The 21538-nt window shown below is 65.5% G+C and carries 20 protein-coding genes; 17 read left to right on the top strand and 3 right to left on the bottom strand.

The genetic code is table 11. From position 1 onward, the window contains the following. Positions 1-17 precede the first annotated feature (17 nt). The 15 genes from ACXJKM_RS23900 to ACXJKM_RS23830 all read left to right on the top strand — a co-directional run bounded on the left by ACXJKM_RS23900 (position 18) and on the right by ACXJKM_RS23830 (position 15637). Positions 18-1178, top strand: coding sequence for a DegT/DnrJ/EryC1/StrS family aminotransferase (locus ACXJKM_RS23900; protein ID WP_457355717.1), 1161 nt, complete (start codon positions 18-20; stop codon positions 1176-1178). Further along, a complete protein-coding gene (locus ACXJKM_RS23895) occupies positions 1175-1762 on the top strand; it encodes a sugar transferase (RefSeq protein WP_056204400.1) in 588 nt (195 codons plus the stop codon). The genes ACXJKM_RS23900 and ACXJKM_RS23895 overlap by 4 nt, the downstream gene beginning before the upstream one ends. A 13-nt stretch (positions 1763-1775) precedes the next feature. Continuing rightward, positions 1776-3674 (top strand): polysaccharide biosynthesis protein, encoded by a 1899-nt coding sequence (locus tag ACXJKM_RS23890; RefSeq protein WP_457355715.1) that lies wholly within the window; start codon positions 1776-1778, stop codon positions 3672-3674. Positions 3675-3959: 285 nt separating this feature from the next. Beyond that, on the top strand, positions 3960-5369 hold the full coding sequence (locus ACXJKM_RS23885) for a hypothetical protein (RefSeq protein ID WP_457355713.1): 1410 nt from the start codon (positions 3960-3962) through the stop codon (positions 5367-5369). 114 nt (positions 5370-5483) lie between these two features. Continuing rightward, positions 5484-5948, top strand: a complete 465-nt coding sequence (gene gspG, locus ACXJKM_RS23880; protein WP_457355711.1) for a type II secretion system major pseudopilin GspG — start codon at positions 5484-5486, stop codon at positions 5946-5948. Further along, on the top strand, positions 5945-6352 hold the full coding sequence (locus ACXJKM_RS23875; RefSeq protein ID WP_056204386.1) for a prepilin-type N-terminal cleavage/methylation domain-containing protein: 408 nt from the start codon (positions 5945-5947) through the stop codon (positions 6350-6352). Before gspG ends, ACXJKM_RS23875 begins: the two co-directional genes overlap by 4 nt. A gap of 11 nt (positions 6353-6363) precedes the next feature. Beyond that, positions 6364-6804, top strand: a complete 441-nt coding sequence (locus ACXJKM_RS23870) for a type II secretion system protein (RefSeq protein ID WP_457355709.1) — start codon at positions 6364-6366, stop codon at positions 6802-6804. Next, positions 6801-7412: a prepilin-type N-terminal cleavage/methylation domain-containing protein gene (locus tag ACXJKM_RS23865; protein ID WP_457355707.1), complete on the top strand. Its 612-nt coding sequence runs from the start codon at positions 6801-6803 to the stop codon at positions 7410-7412. Before ACXJKM_RS23870 ends, ACXJKM_RS23865 begins: the two co-directional genes overlap by 4 nt. Next, a complete protein-coding gene (locus ACXJKM_RS23860) occupies positions 7412-8428 on the top strand; it encodes a general secretion pathway protein GspK (protein ID WP_457355705.1) in 1017 nt (338 codons plus the stop codon). Before ACXJKM_RS23865 ends, ACXJKM_RS23860 begins: the two co-directional genes overlap by 1 nt. Beyond that, a complete protein-coding gene (locus ACXJKM_RS23855; protein WP_157282134.1) occupies positions 8346-9506 on the top strand; it encodes a hypothetical protein in 1161 nt (386 codons plus the stop codon). Before ACXJKM_RS23860 ends, ACXJKM_RS23855 begins: the two co-directional genes overlap by 83 nt. Positions 9507-9607: 101 nt before the next feature. Further along, positions 9608-10117, top strand: a complete 510-nt coding sequence (locus ACXJKM_RS23850; protein WP_457355703.1) for a GspMb/PilO family protein — start codon at positions 9608-9610, stop codon at positions 10115-10117. Position 10118: 1 nt separating this feature from the next. Beyond that, a complete protein-coding gene (locus ACXJKM_RS23845; protein WP_056204367.1) occupies positions 10119-10562 on the top strand; it encodes a hypothetical protein in 444 nt (147 codons plus the stop codon). Between the two features lie 175 nt (positions 10563-10737). Further along, positions 10738-12744 (top strand): secretin N-terminal domain-containing protein, encoded by a 2007-nt coding sequence (locus ACXJKM_RS23840; RefSeq protein ID WP_056204364.1) that lies wholly within the window; start codon positions 10738-10740, stop codon positions 12742-12744. Beyond that, entirely contained in the window at positions 12741-14420 is a 1680-nt protein-coding gene (locus ACXJKM_RS23835; RefSeq protein WP_457355701.1) for a GspE/PulE family protein, read from the top strand. Before ACXJKM_RS23840 ends, ACXJKM_RS23835 begins: the two co-directional genes overlap by 4 nt. Beyond that, positions 14420-15637, top strand: coding sequence for a type II secretion system F family protein (locus tag ACXJKM_RS23830; RefSeq protein WP_457355699.1), 1218 nt, complete (start codon positions 14420-14422; stop codon positions 15635-15637). Before ACXJKM_RS23835 ends, ACXJKM_RS23830 begins: the two co-directional genes overlap by 1 nt. Here ACXJKM_RS23830 and ACXJKM_RS23825 read toward each other — a convergent pair. The 3 genes from ACXJKM_RS23825 to ACXJKM_RS23815 are packed head-to-tail and all read right to left on the bottom strand — an operon-like array spanning position 15614 to position 18719. Continuing rightward, the gene (locus ACXJKM_RS23825; protein ID WP_457355697.1) at positions 15614-17155 is read right to left on the bottom strand and encodes a sulfatase-like hydrolase/transferase; all 1542 of its coding nucleotides are present in this window, start codon (positions 17153-17155) and stop codon (positions 15614-15616) included. The genes ACXJKM_RS23830 and ACXJKM_RS23825 overlap by 24 nt on opposite strands. After that, positions 17152-18534, bottom strand: coding sequence for a class I SAM-dependent methyltransferase (locus tag ACXJKM_RS23820; protein ID WP_457355695.1), 1383 nt, complete (start codon positions 18532-18534; stop codon positions 17152-17154). The genes ACXJKM_RS23825 and ACXJKM_RS23820 overlap by 4 nt, the downstream gene beginning before the upstream one ends. Further along, complete coding sequence (locus ACXJKM_RS23815; protein ID WP_457355693.1) at positions 18534-18719, bottom strand: hypothetical protein; 186 nt, start codon at positions 18717-18719, stop codon at positions 18534-18536. Before ACXJKM_RS23815 ends, ACXJKM_RS23820 begins: the two co-directional genes overlap by 1 nt. On the opposite strand from ACXJKM_RS23815, the gene ACXJKM_RS23810 reads away from it, so the two are divergent. Both ACXJKM_RS23810 and ACXJKM_RS23805 read left to right on the top strand, forming a co-directional pair. Beyond that, positions 18720-20312, top strand: coding sequence for a flippase (locus ACXJKM_RS23810; protein ID WP_457355691.1), 1593 nt, complete (start codon positions 18720-18722; stop codon positions 20310-20312). Beyond that, on the top strand, positions 20263-21525 hold the full coding sequence (locus ACXJKM_RS23805; protein WP_457355689.1) for a glycosyltransferase family 2 protein: 1263 nt from the start codon (positions 20263-20265) through the stop codon (positions 21523-21525). The genes ACXJKM_RS23810 and ACXJKM_RS23805 overlap by 50 nt, the downstream gene beginning before the upstream one ends. Positions 21526-21538: the final 13 nt, after the last annotated feature.

The following is a 21538-nucleotide window of genomic DNA, read 5'->3' as shown; positions in this document are numbered from 1 at the left end:
TCGTCGAAAATCCCTTCATGAGTGCCCAGCCCTTTCTTCCCTTTGCCTTGCCCGACCTGGGCGACGACGAGATCGCCGAAGTCGTTGACACGCTGAAATCCGGCTGGATCACCACCGGCCCCAAGGCCAAGCGCTTCGAGCAAGCCTTTGCCGACTTCCTCGGTGACCCGCAGATCGAGTGCATCGCCGTCAACTCGGCCACCGCCGGCCTGCACCTGGCGCTCGAAGCCATCGGCCTGGGCCCTGGCGACGAGGTCATCACGACTACCCACACCTTCACGGCAACGGCCGAGGTCGTGCGCTATCTGGGCGCCGACGTGAAGCTGGTCGACATCGACCCGGCGACGATGAACATCGACATTGGCGCCATCGAGGCCGCGATCACGCCAAAGACCCGCGCCATCCTGCCTGTGCACTACGCCGGCCTTGCGGTGGACATGCTGGCCATCCTCGACATCGCGCGCCGCCACGGCCTGCGCGTCATCGAGGACGCCGCCCACGCGCTGCCGACGACGTTGGAGAAGGAGCTGATCGGCACGCTGGGCAGCGACGCCACGGTGTTCAGCTTCTACGCCAACAAGACGATGACGACCGGCGAGGGCGGCATGCTGGTCACGCGCAACGCCGAACTGGCCAAGCGCGCCCGCGTCATGCGCCTGCACGGTATGAGCCGCGACGCCTTCGACCGCTTCACGGCCAAGGTGCCGAGCTGGTACTACGAGATCGTCGCGCCCGGCTTCAAGTACAACCTGACCGACATCGCCGCGGCTCTGGGCCTGCATCAGCTCAAGCGCCTGCCGGCCTTCCAGGTGCGCCGCGAGCAGATCGCGATGCGCTATCACGAGGCCCTGGCCGACCTGCCGCTGATCCTGCCGCCCGATGCGCCGGAGGGCGACACGCACTCCTGGCATCTCTACGTCGTTCGCCTGGCCGACGAAGCCAGCATCACACGCGATGCCTTCATCGAGGGCATGTACGCTGCCGGCATCGGTTGCAGCGTGCATTACGTGCCCCTGCACCTGCATCCCTACTGGCGCGACCGCTACGGTCTGACGCCCGAGCAATTCCCGCAGTCGCAGAAGGCCTTCGAGCGCACGGTCAGCCTGCCGCTGTACACGGCGATGAGCGACGCGGACGTCGAGCGCGTCATCGCCGCCGTGAGGGGCCTGCTGGCTTGATCAAGCGCCTGTTCGACGTGGTCAGTGCGGCGCTGGGGCTGCTGGTTCTCGCGCCGCTGCTGCTGCTGGCCGCGGTCTGGATCAAGCTCGACTCTCCCGGCCCGGCCCTGTTTCGCCAGACGCGTGTGGGCCGGCATGGCGTGCCCTTCACCATCCACAAGTTCCGCACGATGCGCGTCGAGCCGGGTGCGGCCATCACGGTCGGCGCCGACCCCCGCATCACGCGCTCGGGCCGTGTGTTGCGCCAGGCCAAGCTCGACGAGCTGCCCCAGCTCTGGGATGTGCTGCGCGGCGCGATGAGCCTGGTCGGCCCGCGGCCGGAGTTGCCTCGCTATGTCGAGCTCTACTCGGCCGAATTGCGTGAACGCGTGCTGGCGGTGCGGCCGGGCATCACCGATCCCGCGTCGCTGGCTTTCAGCCACGAGGCCGAAATGTTGGCTGCAGCGCAGGACCCAGAGCGCGAATACCGCGAGGTCGTGATGCCCGCAAAACTCAAACTGTCAGCCGAGTACGCGGCCAGCGCCAGCCTGATGACCGACCTGCGGCTGATCCTGGCGACGTTGGCCCGCGTGCTGCGCGGCTGACAATCGCTTCCCAATGAACTGGCAGTTTCTCGACACCCTGCTCACGCGCCTGCGACCGCGCCGTGAAGCCTTGGCCCTGCTGCTCGACGTCGTTGTCGTTGCCATCGCCTGGCAGGCCACCTATCTGTTCCGCCTCGGTTTCGAGCGCTGGTTCTCGGCACGCCCCGACTACGACGGTTGGGTGCTGCTGGGGCTGCTGGCCATCTATGCGGCTGTGCTGTACCTGTTGCGCGTGCCCAAGGGCATGTGGCGCTTCTCCGGCTTCGGCGAGGTCCAGCGTCTGGCCTTGGCCTGCACGCTGGCGGGCCTGATCGGCACCGCGGCCGTGCTGATGGCCCATTTGCATGCTGTCCCTCGGGCCGTACTGGCCCTGCATCCGCTGTTCACGCTGATGCTGCTGGCCATGATGCGCATGGGCTACCGCATGCTCTACGAGCACATGCGCAGCCGCATCAGCGGCAGCGCCCAGGAGCAGCGGCGGGCGCTGGTGATGGGCGCCGGCGACGCGGGCCGCCTGCTGGTGGCGGGCATCCAGCACAGCCAGGGTTGGGTGGTCGTGGGCTTCCTGGACGATGATCCCGCCAAACTGGGCGGGCGCGTGGCTGGGTTGGCCGTGCTGGGCGACCTGAGCCACGCGCGGCGATTCGCCAGCGTGCATGGCGTAACCCACATCATCGTGGCCATGCCGGCAGCCTCCGTTGAGCAACGGCGCCGGGCCCTTGACGTCGCGGGTGCCACCGGTCTGCCGGTGTTGACCGTGCCCAGCAGCTCGGAGCTGATGGCTGGTCGTCGCGTCAATGAGGTGCGCGATATCGAGCCCGAGGACTTGCTGGGCCGCGAACCGGTGCAACTCGACGAGGGTGGCATCAGCGAGGCACTGAGTGGCAAGGTGGTATTGGTCACGGGCGCCGGCGGCAGCATCGGTAGTGAGCTCTGCCGGCAGATCGCGCGCTATCGGCCGCGCCAATTGGTGCTCTACGAGCTCAGCGAGTTCGCGCTTTATCAGATAGAGCAGGAGCTGAGCGAGCACTTTCCGCATCTGCCACTGCTGCGGCTGATCGGCGACGTGAAGGATCTGTTTCATTTGCGGGCCACGTTCGCCGCCCATCGGCCCCAAGTGGTCTTCCATGCAGCCGCCTATAAGCATGTGCCGTTGATGGAAGTGGGCAACGCCGCGGCCTGCCTGCGCAACAACGTAATGGGCACGTATCACGCCTGCCTGGCGTCAGCCGAATGTGGCACCGAGCGCTTTGTGCTGATCAGTACGGACAAGGCTGTCAATCCAACCAATGTGATGGGCGCCACCAAGCGCGCGGCCGAGCTGGTCATCAGCCACATGGCGGCCCAGGGCCACGCCACCCGCTTCATGGCCGTGCGTTTCGGCAATGTGCTGGGCTCCAGCGGCAGCGTGATTCCGAAATTCAAGGAGCAGATCGCCAGAGGCGGTCCGGTGACAGTGACGCATCCGGACATCACGCGCTATTTCATGACGATACCTGAGGCGGCGCGCCTGGTCGTTCAGGCTGCGGCGCTCGGCGAGGGAGGGCAGGTTTTTGTTCTCGACATGGGAGCGCCCGTGCGGATCGCGGACCTCGCAAAGGACCTGATCCGCATGTCGGGACATAGCGAGCGCGATATCCCTGTCTCATATGTCGGTCTGCGGCCGGGCGAGAAGCTTTATGAAGAACTGTTGTCCGAGTCCGACGCGACGATGCCGACTCCGGTCAAGCGGCTGTTGATTGCCAAGCTTGACGATGGCCCCCGGCATGCGGCGGTTCATGCATGGTTAAAAGGTGTCGCGCAAGGTGAAAATCCACCCTCCTCGGACGCGGAGGTGCGACGGTTTCTTTCGGTACTCCTTGGATCAGAGTACGTTGTCGAGCCGCGCGGCGTTGACGCGTCAATGGCGTGAAGCATGCGTACAAAGTGTGTGACCCGTACGAAGTGTCTCTCACTGGCAACGAAAGTCGTAAGTCCATGAGGAGCCTTTCGCGCGACGCTACTACTATGAACTCCGCTGCTGTACGGCCTAAGCTGACCGGCTGCAGGCCGTGTGGTTCTCACGTGTTTTCCCGAAGCCGAGCTGTTTCATTGACAAACGCTTAAAAACGCGGTCTAGAATGCCGCGGCGTGTTTCTAAACGCGTGTGATTCGCGAATCATCGATCTCTTTCCATAACCCTTGTGGAGTTCACCGAATGAAAAAATTTGTGTTTAAGGCGACCGCTCTGGCGATCGGTGCGCTGGTTGGCGGCGGAGCGTTTGCCTCGGTCAACCTGGACACGGCCGTGACGACCGGTACGTTTGCCAAAGAGTTGAACTACAGCTCGGTGGCTCCCGGCGTCGCTATCGCTGCCGGCCAGACCATCACGACGAAGCTTGGCTTCGGTGTCAGTGGTGGTCAAGACCGCTACATTCGTGTTGACCTTGGCGGCGCCAAGCTTGCATCCGCTGCAGCAGGTGGCAACGTAGTCAACGGCACGCTTGCGTTTGCAAACAGCATCGTCGTTCAGGGCGGCGCAATTGGCGACGGTTACGTGATTTACCAGGTGACTGCAGCCGGCGCGGGCCATGCTCAAAGCGATGCTCTGACGATCACGTTGCCCTCGCTCAATGTGACTAACGGCAATGCTGCGAACGTCGTCGCGACGTATTCGTTGTACGAGACTGCCGTCGCTGCAGTCGCTAACGCCACCTCGACGTGGCTGTACAGGAATTTTGGCGACCTGTTGAAGTTCTCGACGGGTATCAAGTTCACGCTGACGACCAACAACACAACGGCGGCCGTTGAGCAGTCGTTCAAGAAATTTACCGCTGGTACCACGACCGGTGCGACCCCCGCGACCGCTGACCTCCTGACCGCTCGCATCGGTTCCTTCACCTACGGTGTCGTGACTGGTGTGTTGAACACGGCTGGCACACAAGTGCAGCTTGAGGATTTGGTGCAGGCAACTACCAAGGTCACGTTCGCTGGCGATTTCGGCGCTGCTGGCACGTTGGGTACGTCTACTGACGACTGCGCTACCGCTCCCACCGCCCTGACTCTGAATACTGGCAAGACTTCGGCATCGTTCACGTTGCCCGTGACTGGCCAGGCTGACACAACGCGTGCATTGTGCTACGTCGTGACCGGTAACACCGCGGTTCTGTCCCAGTCGGTGACTGCACTGCTGGACGTGACCGCTGCAACGGCTGCGACCACTGCCGACGTCGCTGCTGCCACGATCGGTACCATCGACCGCGACGGTACGGAACTGCAAGCGCCGTTGGCGTCGATTTACGGCCCGCTTACTAACGGTAACCGTGCCGTGTTGACGAGCCAGCACTCGGCCGATGCGACTGTGTTGGCTTCGGTAATCACCGAAAAAGATGTGGAGTGTGGCGCCGGTAAAACTGAATACTCGCTCTTGGCTGGCAAGCAGTTGTTCATCAACGCTTCGGAAGTCTGCCCGACGTTGAGCGCCGGCACGCGCTTCGCCCTGAAGTTCATCATCGCTGCCCCGAACAACAAGATTTCGGGCGTGTACAACTCGTACACCTACGATCCGACGACCGGCAAGGTGACTGACATGTCGTCCTACCCGCTGCTGCGTCCGGGTACGAACTGATCAATTGACATTGGTCAAGGGCGCCTTCGGGCGCCCTTTTTATTTGCCGGTGGCAATTCGTTGGAAATGCGCTCAACCTAAAATCCCTCGGCTTTAGTCGCCGCGGATTCTGAGATGTCAAGATTGTTCAAGCATGGGCGGAGCCGCAAGGCGGCCCCATCAGGGTTCACTTTGCTCGAGATGCTCGTCGTGCTCGTGATCATTGGCCTGCTAGCCGGGCTCGTCGGGCCTCGCCTGTTCAGCAAGGTCGATCAATCCAAGGTCACCGCGGCGATCACGCAGGCCAAGATGCTTCGAGGTGCCGTAGAGAGCCTGCGCCTGGACATCGGCCGCTACCCGCTGCCTGAAGAGGGGCTTGCTCTGCTGACAAAGCCCCCCCCGGAGCCGGCCTTGGCCAGCCGTTGGCGCGGGCCGTATCTGGACGGCGCGCTCCCCGAAGATCCCTGGGGCCAACCTTATCAATATGCCGTGCCCGGCGCTGACGGCCAGCCGTTTGCGTTGTTCTCCCTGGGAGCCGACAGCAAGCGCGGCGGCACGGGCGACGCGGCTGACGTGGGTGTTCTTCCGGCTGCTCAGTGAGCACTTGTCTCCACCCCAGCAAGGTGCGCGCGTTTCGCGGCTTCACCTTGCTGGAGATGCTCGTCGTCCTTGTGCTGATCGCCCTGGCTGCTGGGCTCGTCGCGCCATCGGGGGTGAGGTGGTTGGAGGCGGCGCGCCAGCGCGCCTGGCAGGACGATCTGCGCGCACAACTCTTGAATCTGCCTCTGCGGGCCTTTCATGAGGGGCGCGCCTTGAATCTGGACGCGTCGTCTGTGAGAGAGCTCGTACCGGATATTCCGACAGATGTGGTCATCGAGCTTTCAGCGCCGCTGCGCTACGGTCCGACGGGCGCTGCGAGCGCTGGAGAGATTCGGTTCGGCAAACGTGGCGCACCGCCGGTGGTGTGGCGCGTCATGGCCGTCACTGGCGACGTGCAGGGCTGAAACCGTCGGGTATGAAACCGCATGAACGCGGCTTCGGCCTGCTGGAGGCGATCATCGCGTTGGTCATCCTGGCCAGCGCCGGGCTGGCCTTGTTCGCCTGGATCGGCCAGAACCTGACCGACGTCCGGCGCATTGAAGATGCGCAGGCCCGCGCAGCTTTGCAGCTGACAACGGTGGGACTGGTCACCAATATCAATCCATTTGTCGAACCTAAAGGGGAGAGGCGCGTTGGCGCCGTGCTCGTGCGCTGGAGTTCGGAACTGATAGAGCCACTGCGCCACAGCCTGCCCTTTGGTGGAAGCCAGAGCCCGGTTTGGGAAGTGGGCCTGTACCGGCTGGACGTCGTGAGCACCGAGGAGTCGACCGGCACGCACGTGGAATTCAGCCTTGAGCAGCCTGGGCTGAATGCGCTGAACGTGCAAGCGAGGCGGCGCGGCGAGGAGCCGCCATGAGCGCCGGCCGTCACCAGCATGGATTGACGCTCCTGGAGACGCTGGTCACCCTGGTCATCGCCGCGATGGTGGCGACGCTGATGGCCGAGGGCCTGTTTCAGCTCGGGCAGTTGGAGCGGCGCCTCGGCACCGGTCAGTTGCAGCCACGGCTCGAGCGGCTGCACGTGCTATGGCTGCAGCAGTCCCTGGAAGGCTTGCGAGCCGGCGAGCCTGGCACTGCGGATGAAGTGCTGGGCGGCCCGCGCAAGGTTCAGGGCATCAGCAGTCTGCTGCCGATGGTCGAACCGGCTGGGCCTATGCCGGTGACGCTGTCGATGACCTATAGCCAATCCACGGACCAGACGGAACTCACGATGGACGTGGGCCCAGTTGAGAAGCGCGTGCAAACGGCCGTGCTGGCGCGCTGGAAAGGTAATGCAGGCCACTTTAGTTATTTGGACCAGAGCGGAGCGTGGCTGAGTGAATGGCCGCTCAAGGTGCCGAATGCTCAGCTGATCCCCCGAGCCATTGCAGTTCATGGCGACGCTGAAGCAGTGCTCTTTGTCGCAGCTCTGCAGGCATCCTCCGAGCGGCTGGGCAAGCGGATCGAACTCTCCAAGCTCCCTTGATGAAGTCTTCAAGAGTCTCTCAACGTGAGGGCGGCTACGTCCTCATCTTCGTCATCGCCTCGCTGGCACTGGTGGCTTTCGTCGCCACGCGTTTCGCTTTGCGCGTGGACGCATTGCGACAGCAGGCAACCTCGATGCAGAACCTGGCACAGGGACGGCTGCTGGTAGAAAGCGCAAAGGCTCGGGCCTTGTTCTGGTTGAGCACGCGGCCCTTCGGCCTGGCGTCCTCTGGATTCGCCGATGAGCAGCCACTTGCGCTGGACAATCGGAGCTACGAAATGCGCAATGGCGCCTGGATCCGGGTGCAGGACGCTCGCGGGCTGCTGTCCTTGAACGTGCCGCAGCGCGAACGTTGGCTTGCCGCATTGATCGGCGCCGGGGCTTCCCTGGATCAGGCGAGCGCCATGATCGACATCCTGCTGGACTACACCGACACCGACTCCCTGAAGCGGCTCAACGGTGCCGAGGCGCCTGACTATGCGGCCGTCGGCCTGGCGCCGCCGCGCAACGACTGGATACTTTCCACCGATGAAACTGCGCTGATGCCAGTTTGGGCGACAAATCCACAGTTGCGCCAGCGGATGGTTTCATGGACGAACGTTATGAGAAATGATTCGTTCAATCCAAATACAGCGCCATTGGATTTGCTTCGAGCGCTTTGGCCCAAAGTATCCGCAGATCAATGGAATCTTTTCGACCGACTGAGAAGAACGGCTCCGTTTGTCGATGCCACTGCTGCAATCGCAGCAACGGGCATTCCGTTTCCCACTGACGAAAGCGTGCACTTCCATGCCAGCAACGAGCTGCGTGTTCAGTTGTGGGCCCCCGGACTGCCGATGGCGGTCGAATACACTCTTTCGATTCTGCCGACGGGGGCCTACGCGCCCTGGCTGATCCAAGAAGTTCGCCCGTCGGATCGATTCGCCGCCCCTGATGCCCATCAAGCCGCCGCCAAGTTTCCTGACGCGAGCAAAGACCTCGCTCGACCCGCTCCGTCTGCCCCGCCTTCTTTGTGACCGGCTGGAACTCGGTGCGCAGGGCGCGCAGGCGCGAGGGCTAACTTTGATCTCGCGCGGAGTGATCCGTCACCGTGCATTCGACCTTTCCGAGCTGCCCGAGGCAGACCGGCTGGGCGCCTTGCGAGCCCAACTGGCTGCCTGGGAGCCGCTGCCGGATGCGCAGTATTTGATCAGTTGGCAGGGGGCGGTCGCGCAGGCGTTTGCCATCGAGAAGCATCGCCTTGACCAAGTTGCGGTGAAGAACCCAGCCTGGTTGCCTGAGACCCTGGCGCGAGAAGCGTACTCGCAAGGGGTGCGCATGGTGCAGGCGCTCGACGGATTCGAAGGCCAGGCCTGGAAGGCTGGCGTGCTGCGGGTCACCCGTTGGTGGGCGACTCGGCCTAGCGCTCAGGAATGGTCGCTATTCCTGCGGCAGGCTGGCTGGGCGGGCTCGGCGAGCACCGCCCCTGAGCTTGAATCGCCCAATTGGCAAAAACCTGGTCGCCTTCCGGTTTCTGCCGATCAGCTCGGGCAGGTCGGTCAGGGCAACGAGCGGGTGCTGGTCGGCGTCCTGGCCCTGGTATTGATCGGGTTCGGCGCCATGTCCGCGCGAGCGCTTTGGGACAGCTTCGAGGCACGCCGTCAGGCGCAGCTTGCGCTCGCGGAACTGAAAGTCGGGGTTGCACCGGTGCTGGCGGCGCGTGACAAGGCCCTGGCCTCGGCAGACCAGAGTGCAGCACTGATTTCGCTTTTGCAGGCGCCGCGCCCCCTTGAGGTGCTCGAGGAGTTGCTGCGACTGCTACCGAGCACGGGCCTCATCCGGGAAGCCGATATCCAGGGCATGGAAGTCCGTGTCGTGCTGGACCTGCCGGCCGATGTCTCGCGCAGCAAGGTCATCGCTGGACTGGAGGCGGGTGGCTGGTTCACTCAGGTCTCCGAAGCGCGAGATGGACAGCCTCGTGCTGGCCTTGACCTGCAGATGAAGCTGTCGTCCGTGTCGCCGCCCCAGCGCAGCAGTGCCGATGCCGGCTTGCAGCGCCTGAGCGGCGAAGGTGCGCCGCCTACACCGCCCGGCAGTGCAGGGACGAAGCAGTGAAAGTCGATACAGCCAAGAACCTGCAGGCCACGCTGGGTGAAGCCTGGCTCCAGGCTCGCCGGGAGTGGATGGGCAATGCGCGCCTGCGCTGGGGCGTGCGAATGATCCTCGCCACGCTCTGGATCTGGTTCTCGCTGCTGGCGCAAGACCAGGCGGCCGCATGGCGCGCGGAAGGCGACGAAGCCCAGGCCCAGATGCAGCGCCTGAGTTCGCTGCGATCGGAAACGGTCTGGCCGCAGCGTGCCGAGGATGCGCGCACGCAGCTCGAGAGCGCGCGGGCGCTGCTTTGGACCGCCGCCAGTCAGGGCCAGGCCGAGGCCACGCTGCAGGACCGATTGCGCGAAATGGCTGCAAAGGCGGGCCTGACGATTCGCGAGCTGAGCATCGTTGCCGGTGACACCAAGCCAACCAGCGATGGCGCACGCCCGTTGCGCGTACGGTTGATCGTGGACATGAGCGATCGCGTGGCACTGACGGGCTTCCTGTCCGAGGTCAGCCAGTCGCCCCAACTGATTATCGTTGACACACTGCGCCTGCGCCCTCAGGCTGCTCCACCTCGGGCCGAGATCGAAGTACGCGTTCTGTATCGCGAGCAGGCGAAGGCTTCCTGAGATGATGACGTTACGCAACAAGCTGCTGCTGACCGTGGCCGTCGTGCTGCTCGGCTGGTTCGCTGGGGAGACGACAGCCTACAAGGCGCCGGCTCCCGTGCAGGCGCGCCGCGATGCCTGGCAACTGCCGGCGCTGCCGAAGGCTGATGGTTCGTCGACCCGGGCTGCCATCGTCGCGACCTCTGCGCAATGGGGTGCGGCGAAGGCGGCCAGCGCACCCGGTGCGCAGGAAGAAGCGCCGCGATGGCGCCTCGCGGGCATTTATGGCCAAGGCAAGGTGGGTGGCGTGCTGGTTTTGTATGAGGGTGATCGCAAGCCTGCCGAGCGTTTGAAGGTCGGCGAAAAGTTACCGAGCGGGCATGTCATTGAGTTGATCGATGGCAACCAAGTACACGTGCGTCTCGGAAAGAAACGCGAGACCTTTGGAGTTGAAAATCGTGAATGAATCCCTGAGAGCCAGGCCGGTACCGGCTTTCTGGAGGCGCACCTTCTTGACCTTGGTGGCAGCCCTGTCGGGTTGCGCGCCCCTGGCGCCCATCGTCCCGGCGCCCCTGGCAACGGCCAGCCCCGAAGCCGCCGCCTCCTCGCCCTTTGGATCTGCCGAGACCCCGACATCGAGCATGCGGGTCAATGATCTTCCGTCGCCCCCGGCAGTTGCTTCAAGCAACTATGCAGCCAAGCGCAGCGCCGCAGATGCCAAGGTCAGCACCGACATCGCAAGCCGGCAGGGTGATGAGGTCGGAGCGATCAACCTGCAGCAGGTGCCGCTGCCGAACTTCGTGCAGATCGTCTATACCGAGATGCTCAAGCGCAACGTCAACATCGATCCGGCGGTGGTCGCCCGCAAGGATCTGGTGACGTTCCGTGCACCCGCTTCGCAAAGCGCGGCGCAGCTCGAGACGGCGATCAAGCTGCTTCTGAAGAGTTACCAGATCGCCGTTGTCGACGTGGGCGGCCTGGTGCGCGTGCTGCCGGACAACGCCCAGCTCGGCAATCTGCCCGAGATCCGCCGCGGTGACGCCCTTCCCGACACCCCGCTGCCGTTGCGGCCCGTCTACCAGCTCGTCGAAATGAGGTCGGTCAGGCAGAACGAGGTCGCCATGTGGCTCAAGACCCTGTTCGCCAATCGCGTGAACATCCAGGAGGACGTCGCCCGCAATGCGCTGCTGCTCAATGGCACGCCGGACAACATGCAGGCGGCGCTCGAGGCGATCCGCATGCTGGACCAGCCGCTGATGAGCGGGCGCCGCAGCATCGCCCTGACGCCGGCCTACCTGTCGGTCGACGATCTGGCCAAGCGCCTCGTCGAGGTGCTGACCGCGCAGGGCTACGCCGTGGCGCCGCTGGGTCCACAGCAGGGCATCCGCTATCCCGTTACGCTGCTTCCGGTCTCGGCAGTGAACTCGGTCTATGTCTTTGCGGTCAGCGACGAAGTGCTCAAGCACGTCGAGCAATGGGCGCGCACGCTGGACAAGCCCAGTGAGCGCGGCGTCGGCAAGAACTTCTTCACCTACCAGGTCCGGCACAAGGATGCCGGCGACCTGGCCAAGACGCTGGATCAACTGCTCAGCAGCAGCCGTGGGCGAGTCAGCGCGGCACCGGCTCAGAGTCAGAGCAGCACGGCCTCGTCGGGCAGCACCGCTGCGCCACGCTTGACATCGGTGGTGGTCGACCAGTCCAGCAACATGCTGATCTTCCAGGCCGAGCCCGAAGAATATTCGCAGATCAGCTCGCTGCTGCAGATGCTGGACCGTCCCGCCAAGGCCGCGCTGATCGAGGTTACTGTTGCGGAGTTGTCGACCATCGACAGCAGCCAGCTCGGCATCGAATGGCTGGCCAGTCATGACTATGGCAACGGCAAGATCGGCCGCTTCGGCACCCAGGGCGGCACCGGCATCGGCAACTCAGGCTTCAATTTCCGCCTGCTGGACTCCGCAGGCAGCGTGAAGGCAGCCCTCAACGCACTGGCCTCGACGAACCAGGCCACCATCCTTTCAAGCCCCCGTGTGCAGGCTCGCAATGGTGAGCAGGCGATCATCCAGGTGGGCCAGGAAGTGCCCATCATCACGAGCCAGCAGACCACGACGGGCACGATCACGACGCCGACCCAGACGGGCGTGTTGCAGACGGTCCAGTACCGCAGCACGGGTGTCATCCTGAAGGTCAAGCCGGTCATCCACTCCGGCGATCAGGTCGACATCGAGGTGGACCAGGAGGTCAGCGCCGCTGCTGCGACCAACACGGGCGTCAACACCTCGCCGACCTTCAGCACGCGCAAGCTGTCAACCAAGATGACCTTGCGCAATGGAGCCACCGTGATGATGGGCGGCCTGATCTCGAACGACACCAGCCAGGGCAGCGCGGGCATCCCGTTCCTCAAGGACATTCCGCTGATCGGTAACCTGTTCAGCACCCGTACCAGTGGCGGCAATCGCCGTGAGCTGGTGATCCTGATCACGCCCTACATCCTCAACGACAGCAGCGAAGCCGAGGCCATGACCGCGGCCTTCCGCAAGCAGCTGGGGGGGTGGGCCGACACGGCCACCAAGCCTGACGGGTCTGTTGCGCCCAACCGCCCCATTCTCGATCTGATCGCCAAGCCGCCGGCTGGGAAGGCGGGCCAGTGAGCTCGTCCAAGCTGATCGGCGAACTGCTGATCGAGCGCGGCACAGTCAAGGCGGCTGAAGTGGAGAACGCGCTGCTGGTGCAAGCCAGCAAGGGCGGGCGGCTCGGAGAAATCCTGGTCCGCCTGGGCGCGGTGTCCATGCAAGTGCTTTACGCCGCCTTGGCCGAGCAACTGGGCTACCCGCTGCTCCTTGCCAACGCGCTGGACGAAGACGCCATGCGAGCCGGCATGGCCAAGCTGGGCACGCCCGCGAGCTGGTGGCTGGATCGCCATGTGCTGCTGTGGCGGGACGACGAAGGCCTTTGCGTGGCCAGCGCCGATCCGCTGGACGTGGACGTGGCGGAGGCGCTGGCCGGCGAACCGCACGTGAGTGCGCTGCGCTGGCATCTGCTGCTGCCCGCTGATGCTGAAATGTGGGCCCAGCGCCTGCGCGCATCGCCCCACTCTGTGGGCGCGGATGCGCGCAGCCTGCGAGAGCTGGCTGAAGACGCGCCGGTCGTGGCCTTCGTCAACAACACGCTGGCCCAGGCACTCGAGGCGCGCGCCTCGGACATCCACATCGAGCCCGGTGAGCGCGAATGCACGCTGCGCTTTCGTGTGGACGGCGTGCTGCACACGCGCAGCAGCCTGGGCATGGACCGCTACCCGGCCATCGCTTCGCGGATCAAGCTGATCGGCGGCCTGGACATCGCCGAAAGGCGCCTGCCGCAGGACGGTCGCATCTCCACGCGCGTGGCGGGCCGCGAAGTCGATATCCGCATCTCCGCCATTCCGGCCGTGCATGGCGAGTCGCTGGTGCTGCGCCTGCTGCCCAAGGAGCGCGGCGATATCGGCATGCATCGCATCGGCATGGAGTCTGACCACCGTGCCCTGTTCGAGCAGTGGCTGGGCTGGCCCAATGGTCTGGTGCTCGTGACCGGCCCGACCGGATCGGGCAAGAGCACCACGCTCTACAGCGCGCTCTCGCACATCAACGATGGCGTTCGCAAGTTGATCACGGTCGAGGATCCCGTCGAGCTGCGGCTGCCGGGCGTCGTTCAGATCCAGACGCAGGCCGAAATCGGCTATACCTTCGCCAGGGCGCTGCGCTCCATCCTGCGGCACGATCCGGACGTCATCATGGTTGGCGAAATCCGTGACCGCGAGACCGCCGAGATCGCGATCCAGGCCGCGTTGACCGGCCACCTCGTGCTCGCGACGGTCCACACCAACGACGCGCTGTCCGCCGTGAACCGGCTCGTCGACATGGGCATCGAGCCCTATCTGGTCGCGGCTGCGCTGCGGGCCGTGATGGCGCAGCGCCTGATCCGCCGGCTCTGCAGCAATTGCGCCAAGCCTCACCCCGAGGCTGCGAGCCTGCAGCATCGTTGGCAGGTGCTGCGCGACCGATTGCCGGCGCTGCACGATGTGCCCGATGAGCCCGCCTGGCTTGCCGCCGGTGGCTGCGACATCTGCGGCGGCACGGGCTACCGCGGCCGTGTCGGCATCTATGAACTGGTGACGGTCGGCGCGGCGATGCAGCACGAGATCGCACAGGGCGGCAGCTCGGAGCGCTTGCTGGCCATGGCCGATGCCGACGGGCGGCGCTCCATGGTGGATGACGGGCTGATCAAGAGCGCGCGTGGCCTGTCCACCTTGGACGAAGTGCTGCGCGCCGCCAGCGAGCACGGCGGGTGATGGACAGCTTCAGCTACCGCGCGCAAGACGCCGCCGGCCACATGGTCAGCGGCCAGATCGAGGCGAGGGACTCGGCCCAGGCGGCGCGCGACCTGCTGCGCCAGGGGCTCACGCCGCTGGCGCTGAAGGCCCTGGACGCACCGCCCGAGGCAGCGCTGCCCCGTGCCGGCCGCACGCCTAAACGCCTGACGCTGGCAGACAAGGTCGTGATGTTGCGCGAGCTGGCCACCTTGCTGGCCGCCGGCGTCTCGCTGGACGAGGCCTTGGTGTCGCTAGCGAGCGGCCACTTCGGTGGCGCCATGGGCGATGTCATGACGCGTGCCTCCCGCACCGTGCGCGAGGGCGGCAGCCTGCACGACGCTTTGCAGTCCAGCGGCCTGGGCCTGGCCGAGCATCTGATGACGGTGGTGCGCGTGGGTGAAGCCAGCGGCGACCTGGCCACCGCGCTCAGCGATTGCGCTGAACAGCTGGACGTGTCCCGCCGTATGGGGCAGGAGCTGCGCAACGCGATGGTCTATCCGAGCATCCTGGTGGTGGCGGGCCTTTTCGCGGTGCTGATCATCTTCATCGGTGTCATCCCGCGATTCGCGCCGCTGCTCAGAGGCGCGCGTCGGCAGATGCCCGAGTTCTCGGTCTGGGTGATCGAGACGGCCGTGTACATGAAGGCCCATGTGCTGGCGCTCGGCCTGGGCGTGGGCATCGTGGCGGCTTTGCTTGTGACCCTTTTCGCACGGGCGAGCTTTCGACGTGCGCTGCTCGAATGGGCCGCTGCGGCGCCGGTGCTTGGCCCCTGGCTGCGCGACGCAGAAGTGGGGCGGTGGGCGCTGTTGATGGGCACCATGCTGCGCAACCGAGTGCCATTGCTTGACGCACTGAAGCTGTCGCGCGGTGCGCTGCAGCTGCGCGAGTTTTCGCTGGTGATCGCCTCTGCGACCCGCGAGCTCGAACATGGACGAACGCTGTACGACAGCTTGCGCCATTCGGCCTGGATTCCGGCGGCGCGGCTGAACCTGATCAAGGTGGGCGAGCGCGCTGGCAGCCTGGACGCGATGCTGACCTCGCTGGGCAGCATGCAGTCCGAGGCGGCGCGGGAACGTCAGAAGCGGGCCATGGCCCTGATCGAGCCGATTGCCATCCTGCTTATCGGCGCCGTGATCGGTGTGCTGATGGTCGCCGTGATGATGGCGATCACGTCAATGAACGCCGGCGCCGCCTGAGCGCGGCGGCATGGGCGCCGGTTGCTGCGCGAAGAAGCGGGCCACGTCCTGCGGTGAGCGAACGCTGCCGTCCTGCAGCGCAAGGACGAGGTTGCGCGTCGCCAGCGCGCTGACCGGTGGCTGGTGTTGCACAGGCGGCGTGCTGCCGCTGAACCAGACAATCAGCGGCACGCGCTGGTCGGACGACTTGCCGGCGCTCCCGCTTCCCGGGCCGCGCTGCTGCTCGTACATGGCCGACCACAGCTCGCGCTCCCGAAGCCAGTGGTCGGACGTCAGCACGAGCGTCGCCTCGTCGCCCTGGGCTGTGAGCCGCTGGCGCACTTCTTCGATCATCTCGGCGGTCAACGCCAGATTGGCCTGGTAGTCCTGGCGCAGGTCACGCGGCGCGCGGTGCGCCGCGGCGCTGGGCGGATGAGGCACGTTGATGTGGATCCAGACCATCGCGTTGGCGCGGTCTTCCACAGCCTGCAGGGCTTCCTCGTGCAGGCGGGTATAGGTCGCATGCCACTGCTGCAGGAACACCGAGTAGGGGAAGTCGAACTGCCCGCTGCGCTTGAACACCCGCTCGAGCTGGGCCTTCCACCCCTGGAAGAACTGGACGGGTTCGGCATGGCAGGTGTGCGCCGTCGTGACCAGCGCGCAGTAGTCGTGGTAGTAGCCAATGACCGCGTGGCTGATGTGGCGGGCCTGCAGGTCGCTGAAGAGCTGCGGGGTTTCGGGGCTCCAGACTTCGCCGCTCTTGCTGCGCAGCGACGCCTTGCCGCCGAGCTCGACTTCACCGAAGGGCCGGCCGAACAGCATGCCTGGAATGGACTCCAGCGTGTTCGGCCCCGCGGGCAAGGCGTTCTGGGCAAAGAAGGATTGCTTGAGCAGACCCTGCATTGCCTCTCGCTTGAAGAGTCCTTCGCGCTCTGAGATCTCCATGTCCCATTCATCGAACACGATCACGATGGTGCGCCGCGGGGCGGGAGCTGCCTGCGCCGCGGGCGCATGGTCACGCGCTTGAGGCGAGAAGGTGCCCAGCAGATAGCCCGTCATGCCTGGCTGCAGCGCGAACAGCGTCAGCATGGCCAGGCAGGCCGCGTTGCCCAGCCGCGCAGCCGACTCTGGGCGCGTGCGCCAAGCGATCAGGGCCGCAGCGATGGCGCAGCCGACCATGGCGCCGGCCTTGGCCCAACCAGGCAAGGGCAGGGAGGTGGCCAGCGATTGGCGAAAGACCTGGAACAGCGCCACGAAGACCAGCGTCAGCAGCAATGCGCGCGCCATTCGGGCGGTGGCATGCAAGGCGCGATCCGGCCTATCCAGCCAGCCGCCGAGCGCGCCGAAGAGCGCCACCGCCACCAGCAGCAGATGGCCTTCCCGCAGGAAGCTGGCCGGCTGAAACGACAGATACAGCGAGTAGGTGTAGCGCAGGATCACGTCGCCCACGCCGATCGCGCCGAGGCTGATGAAGCTCAGCAAGGCATAGCGCAGCGCCTGACGCGCGGCAGGCCCGAGCTGCGCCTTGCCCAAGCTCATGGCGCGTGCGCGCCGCGGCGGCGCAGGCGCAACAGCGTGCGATGTTCCGAGATCTGCTGCTGGTCCTGCAGCTCGAACCACGGTTCGGCGCAGCCCAGCACGAAGGCCAGATCCCAATGCTGGTACAGACCCATGTTTGGCCCTGCGAGCTCGACGAAGCGCGGGTCTTCTCGAGGCACAAATTCCAGCAGCAGCGTGTCACGGCAGCAGTCGGCCAGCACTTCGAAGAGCTGCGCCGTCGGCAGGCGCTCCGTCACGGTCAGGTGATGGATCACGGCCAGTGCCAGCACCAGGTCGAACCGGCCCGCAAAACGCTGCGGCAACCCCAGCGTTTCCGCGAGGCGCCAGCCTGTCGCGGGCGTGGGTCGCGCAAAGTTGGCATGCAGGCACTGGATGGGCAGGCTCAGTTCGCGCGCCTGGCGGTGCAGGTCGTGCAAGGCGTTGACGTCGTCGTCCAAGGCCAGCACCTGGCTGCCAGCGCGCGCTGCGATCAGCGAGAACTCGCCGCTGTTGGCGCCGATGTCCAGCACGCGTGCATAGCGGCCTTCGCCCACCAGTTGCTCGATGGCCTTGCGCTTGGCCGTCAGCTCGATTGCCAGGTAGTGATCGCGGTTGCCCGTGTATTCGCTCCAGGTGCTGAGGCCTCTGCCGTGGGACTCCAGGCGGTCGACGAAGCGCCCGAGGTTGCCCAGCAGCCAGGGAGTGCCGTCAGCGCCGCTCGCCTTGCTTGCGCCCGACGCCTTCTGGTCACGGCGAATGCGGCGTCTCTCCAGCCGTGCGGGCAGTCGCACATGCAGCCACATCGCCAGCCCCAAATGGGCGTACCAAGGGATGAAGGGCGCGATCTCGGCGGCGCGCAGGCCGTCGCGGTGAGCCAGGAAGACGTCTCGCGGCGTGCGGCCCAGCTCGGCCACGGCCAGCAGGGGCAGCACGAAATGACGCACGAACTGGCCGTAGGCCAGCCATCCCGGCGGATCGGCCGGTTGGCGCCGCTGCAGTGACAGCAGGTCGCAGAAGACGGGCCGGCAGCCTTCGAACAGCACATTGCTGGTGGCCGCATCCTTGAGGGTCCAGCCCGCAGTCCAGGCGCGCCGCTGGATCTCCAGCGTCAGCCGCGCGGCATCCGCCAACATGGCCGGCGTCCACTCGAAGGCATAGGTCGGCATCTCGACGCGGCGATGCAGCAGCAGCAGGCCGCCATCTGGCTGAGGATGTTGCTCCTGCACCCCGATCAGCAGGCCGTCCCGGACGAGCTCGGCAAACAGCGCACTGGTCAGCAGCTCGGCGGTTGGCGCTGCGGCATGCGCTTGAACTCTTCGCCAGACCTGCTGCCCGTCATCCTCGACGTTGCCGTCGGGATCCCGGAAGCTCACACGCATCAGGAGCGGTCCCGATTCCAACGCCGCTTGAGGGCGCGCCAGATCTCGCGAGGATTGCGGATGTAGTAGACGAGTCCGACAGCCGCCGCAATCAGGCCCTGGATGATCAGGTGGGCCGAGCCCCCGTCGATATAGGCATAGGCCGGTGCCATGCTTGCTAGCAATAGCAGCACAACCAGAAGCACTTGGCGGCAGAAATACATGGCTGGATCGGGAGAGTTGCCCCGGGCCTGGAGCAGGGGGCCCATGTTATCAGGCGACGCCCGCCGAGCCGGCTGCCGCCGACCCGCCACCTACAATCGCGCGCCCTGAGGCCCGCCTTGAGAATCGTCCGACATTCCCTGCTGAACCTGATCGGACTTGGTGCCCCGCTGCTGGTGGCCTTGTTTGCGATTCCCGTCCTGCTGGCGGGGTTGGGCACGGCGCGTTTCGGGTTGCTGACACTGATCTGGGCGCTGGTCAGCTATTTCGGCCTTTTCGATCTGGGTTTGGCGCGTGCGCTGACGCTGCGCCTGGCCGTCGTGCTGGAGAAGGGCGAGGACGCGCTGGTGGGGCCGCTGTGTGTCACAGCGCTGATCCTGATGGGCGGCGTCGGGCTGGCCGCCGGATCGGCCCTGTACCTGCTGTCGCCTTGGCTCGTGGGGAATCTGCGCGATTTGCCCGATGTCGGCGAGGCGCTGGTCAGCCTGCGATGGATGGCCCTGGCCCTGCCTCTGGTGATCGGGACGGCCGGCCTGCGCGGCATGCTGGAAGCCTGCGGGGCTTTCGGCCTCGTCAATGGCATCCGATTGCCCATGGGGGTCTGGACCTTTGCCGCACCTGTCGCCGTGCTGCACCTGTACGGACCCGATCTGACAGCGATCGCTGCCGTGCTCACCATCGGCAGGTTGCTCGGCGCAGTGGCACACGGTGTTGCCGCCTGGTATGCGTTGCCGCAACTGCGCGGTCGAGTCACTTGGCGACGCGAGCTGCTGGGCTCGCTGCTGCGCTCCAGCCGGTGGCTGCTGGTCAGCAACCTGCTGGGCCCCCTGATGGGCTATGCGGACCGCTTCATCGTCGGCCTGTTCGTACCGTTGGCGACCCTCGCCTACTACGCCACGCCGCAGGAGCTGGTGATGAAGCTCTGGATCCTGCCCGGCGCACTGACGGCGGTGCTGTTCCCGGCGCTGGCGGCGCAGATCGCGCAGCGCGAGCAGGACGCCGCGCGCCTGTGCAGGCAGGCAGTGCTCGGCCTGAGTCTGGTCCTGCTGCCCATCACCTTGGGTCTGGCCACCTTTGCCGGCCCGTTGCTGTCGATCTGGCTTGGTGCCGCGTTTGCGACCGAGGCCCAAGGCTGCCTGCTGATCTTCTCGCTCGGCATGTTCGTGACCGGGTTGGCCCAACTGCCCTACACCGCCTTGCAAAGCGCCGGGCAGGCCGCGACGACGGCCAAGCTTCATCTCCTCGAACTGCCTTTGTTCCTCGTGGCGCTGGCCTGGGCTGCGTCTCATCTGGGCATTGAGGCCGCGGCCTGGGTCTGGCTGGCGCGCGTGGTGCTCGATGCCGTGTTGCTGGTCGTGGCGGCGCAGCGCCTGCCATTGCACGGAGGCGGGCGGCTGTTCGACAGGCGGGCGCTCGCCCTGCTGATGCTGACCCCCTTCGGTTTCGTGGGGCTGCTGCTACCCAACTCGGCGTTGCGGATATCTGCCTGGCTGCTGGTGAGCGTGCTTTGCGTGATCGGCGCTGTGCATGCCCTGCGGCAGCGATCTAAGACAATGCCCAGCCTTGATCCGCTCTGACGACCCCATGCCGCCGCTTTTGTCTGTTGTGATACCCACGCACAATCGTGCCCGCTACGCGATGCATGCGATCGAGTCGGTGCTCAGCCAGGGAGACGAGAGGCTCGAACTGGTGGTCAGCGACACCAGCACCGACGGCGAACTGGCGCGCTGGGTGGCGGAACACCCGCGGGGCCGTGACCCGCGCCTGAACTATTTCAGGCCTGCGCAGAAGCTGGACATGACCGGCAACCACAACGCCGCCGTCGCAGCCAGCAAGGGCGAATACCTGTGCCTGATCGGGGATGACGACACCATTTCCGGTGCGCTGCTTGATGCGACGCAGTGGGCTCATCAAAAGCGCGTCGACCTGATCGCGCCCAATGTGGTGGCCAACTATGTCTGGCCGGACTTCCGCTCACGCCATTTCGGCGCCAGGCACGCCTCCAGGCTGTATTTCGCCAAGCAGATGGGCGGTGGCAAGGTTTGCCTGGCTTCCGAGGCGCTGGCCCTGGCTTTGCGCGAAGCCGCGCAGGGCACGGACGGCCTGCCCAAGATCTATCACGGCGTCGTTCGCCGCACGCTGATGGACCGCATTCGCGAGCGTTCAGGGCAGTACTTCCATGGTTCGAGCCCCGACGTCTCCGGCGCCGTGGGCCTGGCGGCCTATGCCGATCGATTCCTGGTCGTTGACTTCCCCTTGTCCATCCCGGGCGCCTCCGGCGGCAGCAATACCGGGCGCAGTGCGATGAACACCCACAAGGGCCAACTCAGCGCCGAGTCGCAGACCAGCAGCTTTGTCGCCTCGGGCTGGAGCCCGGGGGTGCCCAAGTTCTTTTCGGTGGAAACCGTCTGGGCGCACGCCGCCCTCGAAACCTTGAAGCACCTGGCACCCTCGACCCTGACCGAGTTCAACTTCGTGCGATTGCTGGGCACGTGCAGCATGCGTCACCCGGAGTTCAAATCGGAGATCGCGCAGGCGACGTCAGAAGCTGCCGAAATGCTGGGCACGCCGTTGCCTGCATTGCAGGCCGCGGTCGTTCGCGAGCGAAGGACGCTGAGACAGGCGCGCATCCGCTATGTCCTGGCTCGCGCCATGCGCCCGACGGCCGCCGGTGGGCGCCCGTTCGTCGATGGCCTCGCGACCGTGGCCGAGGCCCCACCCCGCCTGGCTGCCCGCCTCGTCGAGATGAAGCTCGACTGGGAAACGGCTGTGCGCGGTCTGGTGGTTTGAAGGCATCCTGCTC

The organism is Roseateles sp. P5_D6 (assembly GCF_054049415.1).
Note: the sequence above shows the minus strand (reverse complement) of the source record. Positions and strands in the feature narration are given on the sequence as shown.

Bases quoted from the DNA above. Each gene is read 5' to 3' on its own strand.
- ACXJKM_RS23900 (WP_457355717.1), top strand. From the start codon at position 18: ATGAGTGCCCAGCCCTTTCTTCCCTTTGCCTTGCCCGACCTGGGCGAC.
- ACXJKM_RS23890 (WP_457355715.1), top strand. From the start codon at position 1,776: ATGAACTGGCAGTTTCTCGACACCCTGCTCACGCGCCTGCGACCGCGC.
- ACXJKM_RS23885 (WP_457355713.1), top strand. From the start codon at position 3,960: ATGAAAAAATTTGTGTTTAAGGCGACCGCTCTGGCGATCGGTGCGCTG.
- gspG (WP_457355711.1), top strand. From the start codon at position 5,484: ATGTCAAGATTGTTCAAGCATGGGCGGAGCCGCAAGGCGGCCCCATCA.
- ACXJKM_RS23870 (WP_457355709.1), top strand. From the start codon at position 6,364: ATGAAACCGCATGAACGCGGCTTCGGCCTGCTGGAGGCGATCATCGCG.
- ACXJKM_RS23865 (WP_457355707.1), top strand. From the start codon at position 6,801: ATGAGCGCCGGCCGTCACCAGCATGGATTGACGCTCCTGGAGACGCTG.
- ACXJKM_RS23860 (WP_457355705.1), top strand. From the start codon at position 7,412: ATGAAGTCTTCAAGAGTCTCTCAACGTGAGGGCGGCTACGTCCTCATC.
- ACXJKM_RS23855 (WP_157282134.1), top strand. From the start codon at position 8,346: ATGCCCATCAAGCCGCCGCCAAGTTTCCTGACGCGAGCAAAGACCTCG.
- ACXJKM_RS23850 (WP_457355703.1), top strand. From the start codon at position 9,608: ATGATCCTCGCCACGCTCTGGATCTGGTTCTCGCTGCTGGCGCAAGAC.
- ACXJKM_RS23845 (WP_056204367.1), top strand. From the start codon at position 10,119: ATGATGACGTTACGCAACAAGCTGCTGCTGACCGTGGCCGTCGTGCTG.
- ACXJKM_RS23840 (WP_056204364.1), top strand. From the start codon at position 10,738: ATGCGGGTCAATGATCTTCCGTCGCCCCCGGCAGTTGCTTCAAGCAAC.
- ACXJKM_RS23830 (WP_457355699.1), top strand. From the start codon at position 14,420: ATGGACAGCTTCAGCTACCGCGCGCAAGACGCCGCCGGCCACATGGTC.
- ACXJKM_RS23825 (WP_457355697.1), bottom strand. From the start codon at position 17,155: ATGAGCTTGGGCAAGGCGCAGCTCGGGCCTGCCGCGCGTCAGGCGCTG.
- ACXJKM_RS23820 (WP_457355695.1), bottom strand. From the start codon at position 18,534: ATGCGTGTGAGCTTCCGGGATCCCGACGGCAACGTCGAGGATGACGGG.
- ACXJKM_RS23805 (WP_457355689.1), top strand. From the start codon at position 20,263: ATGCCCTGCGGCAGCGATCTAAGACAATGCCCAGCCTTGATCCGCTCT.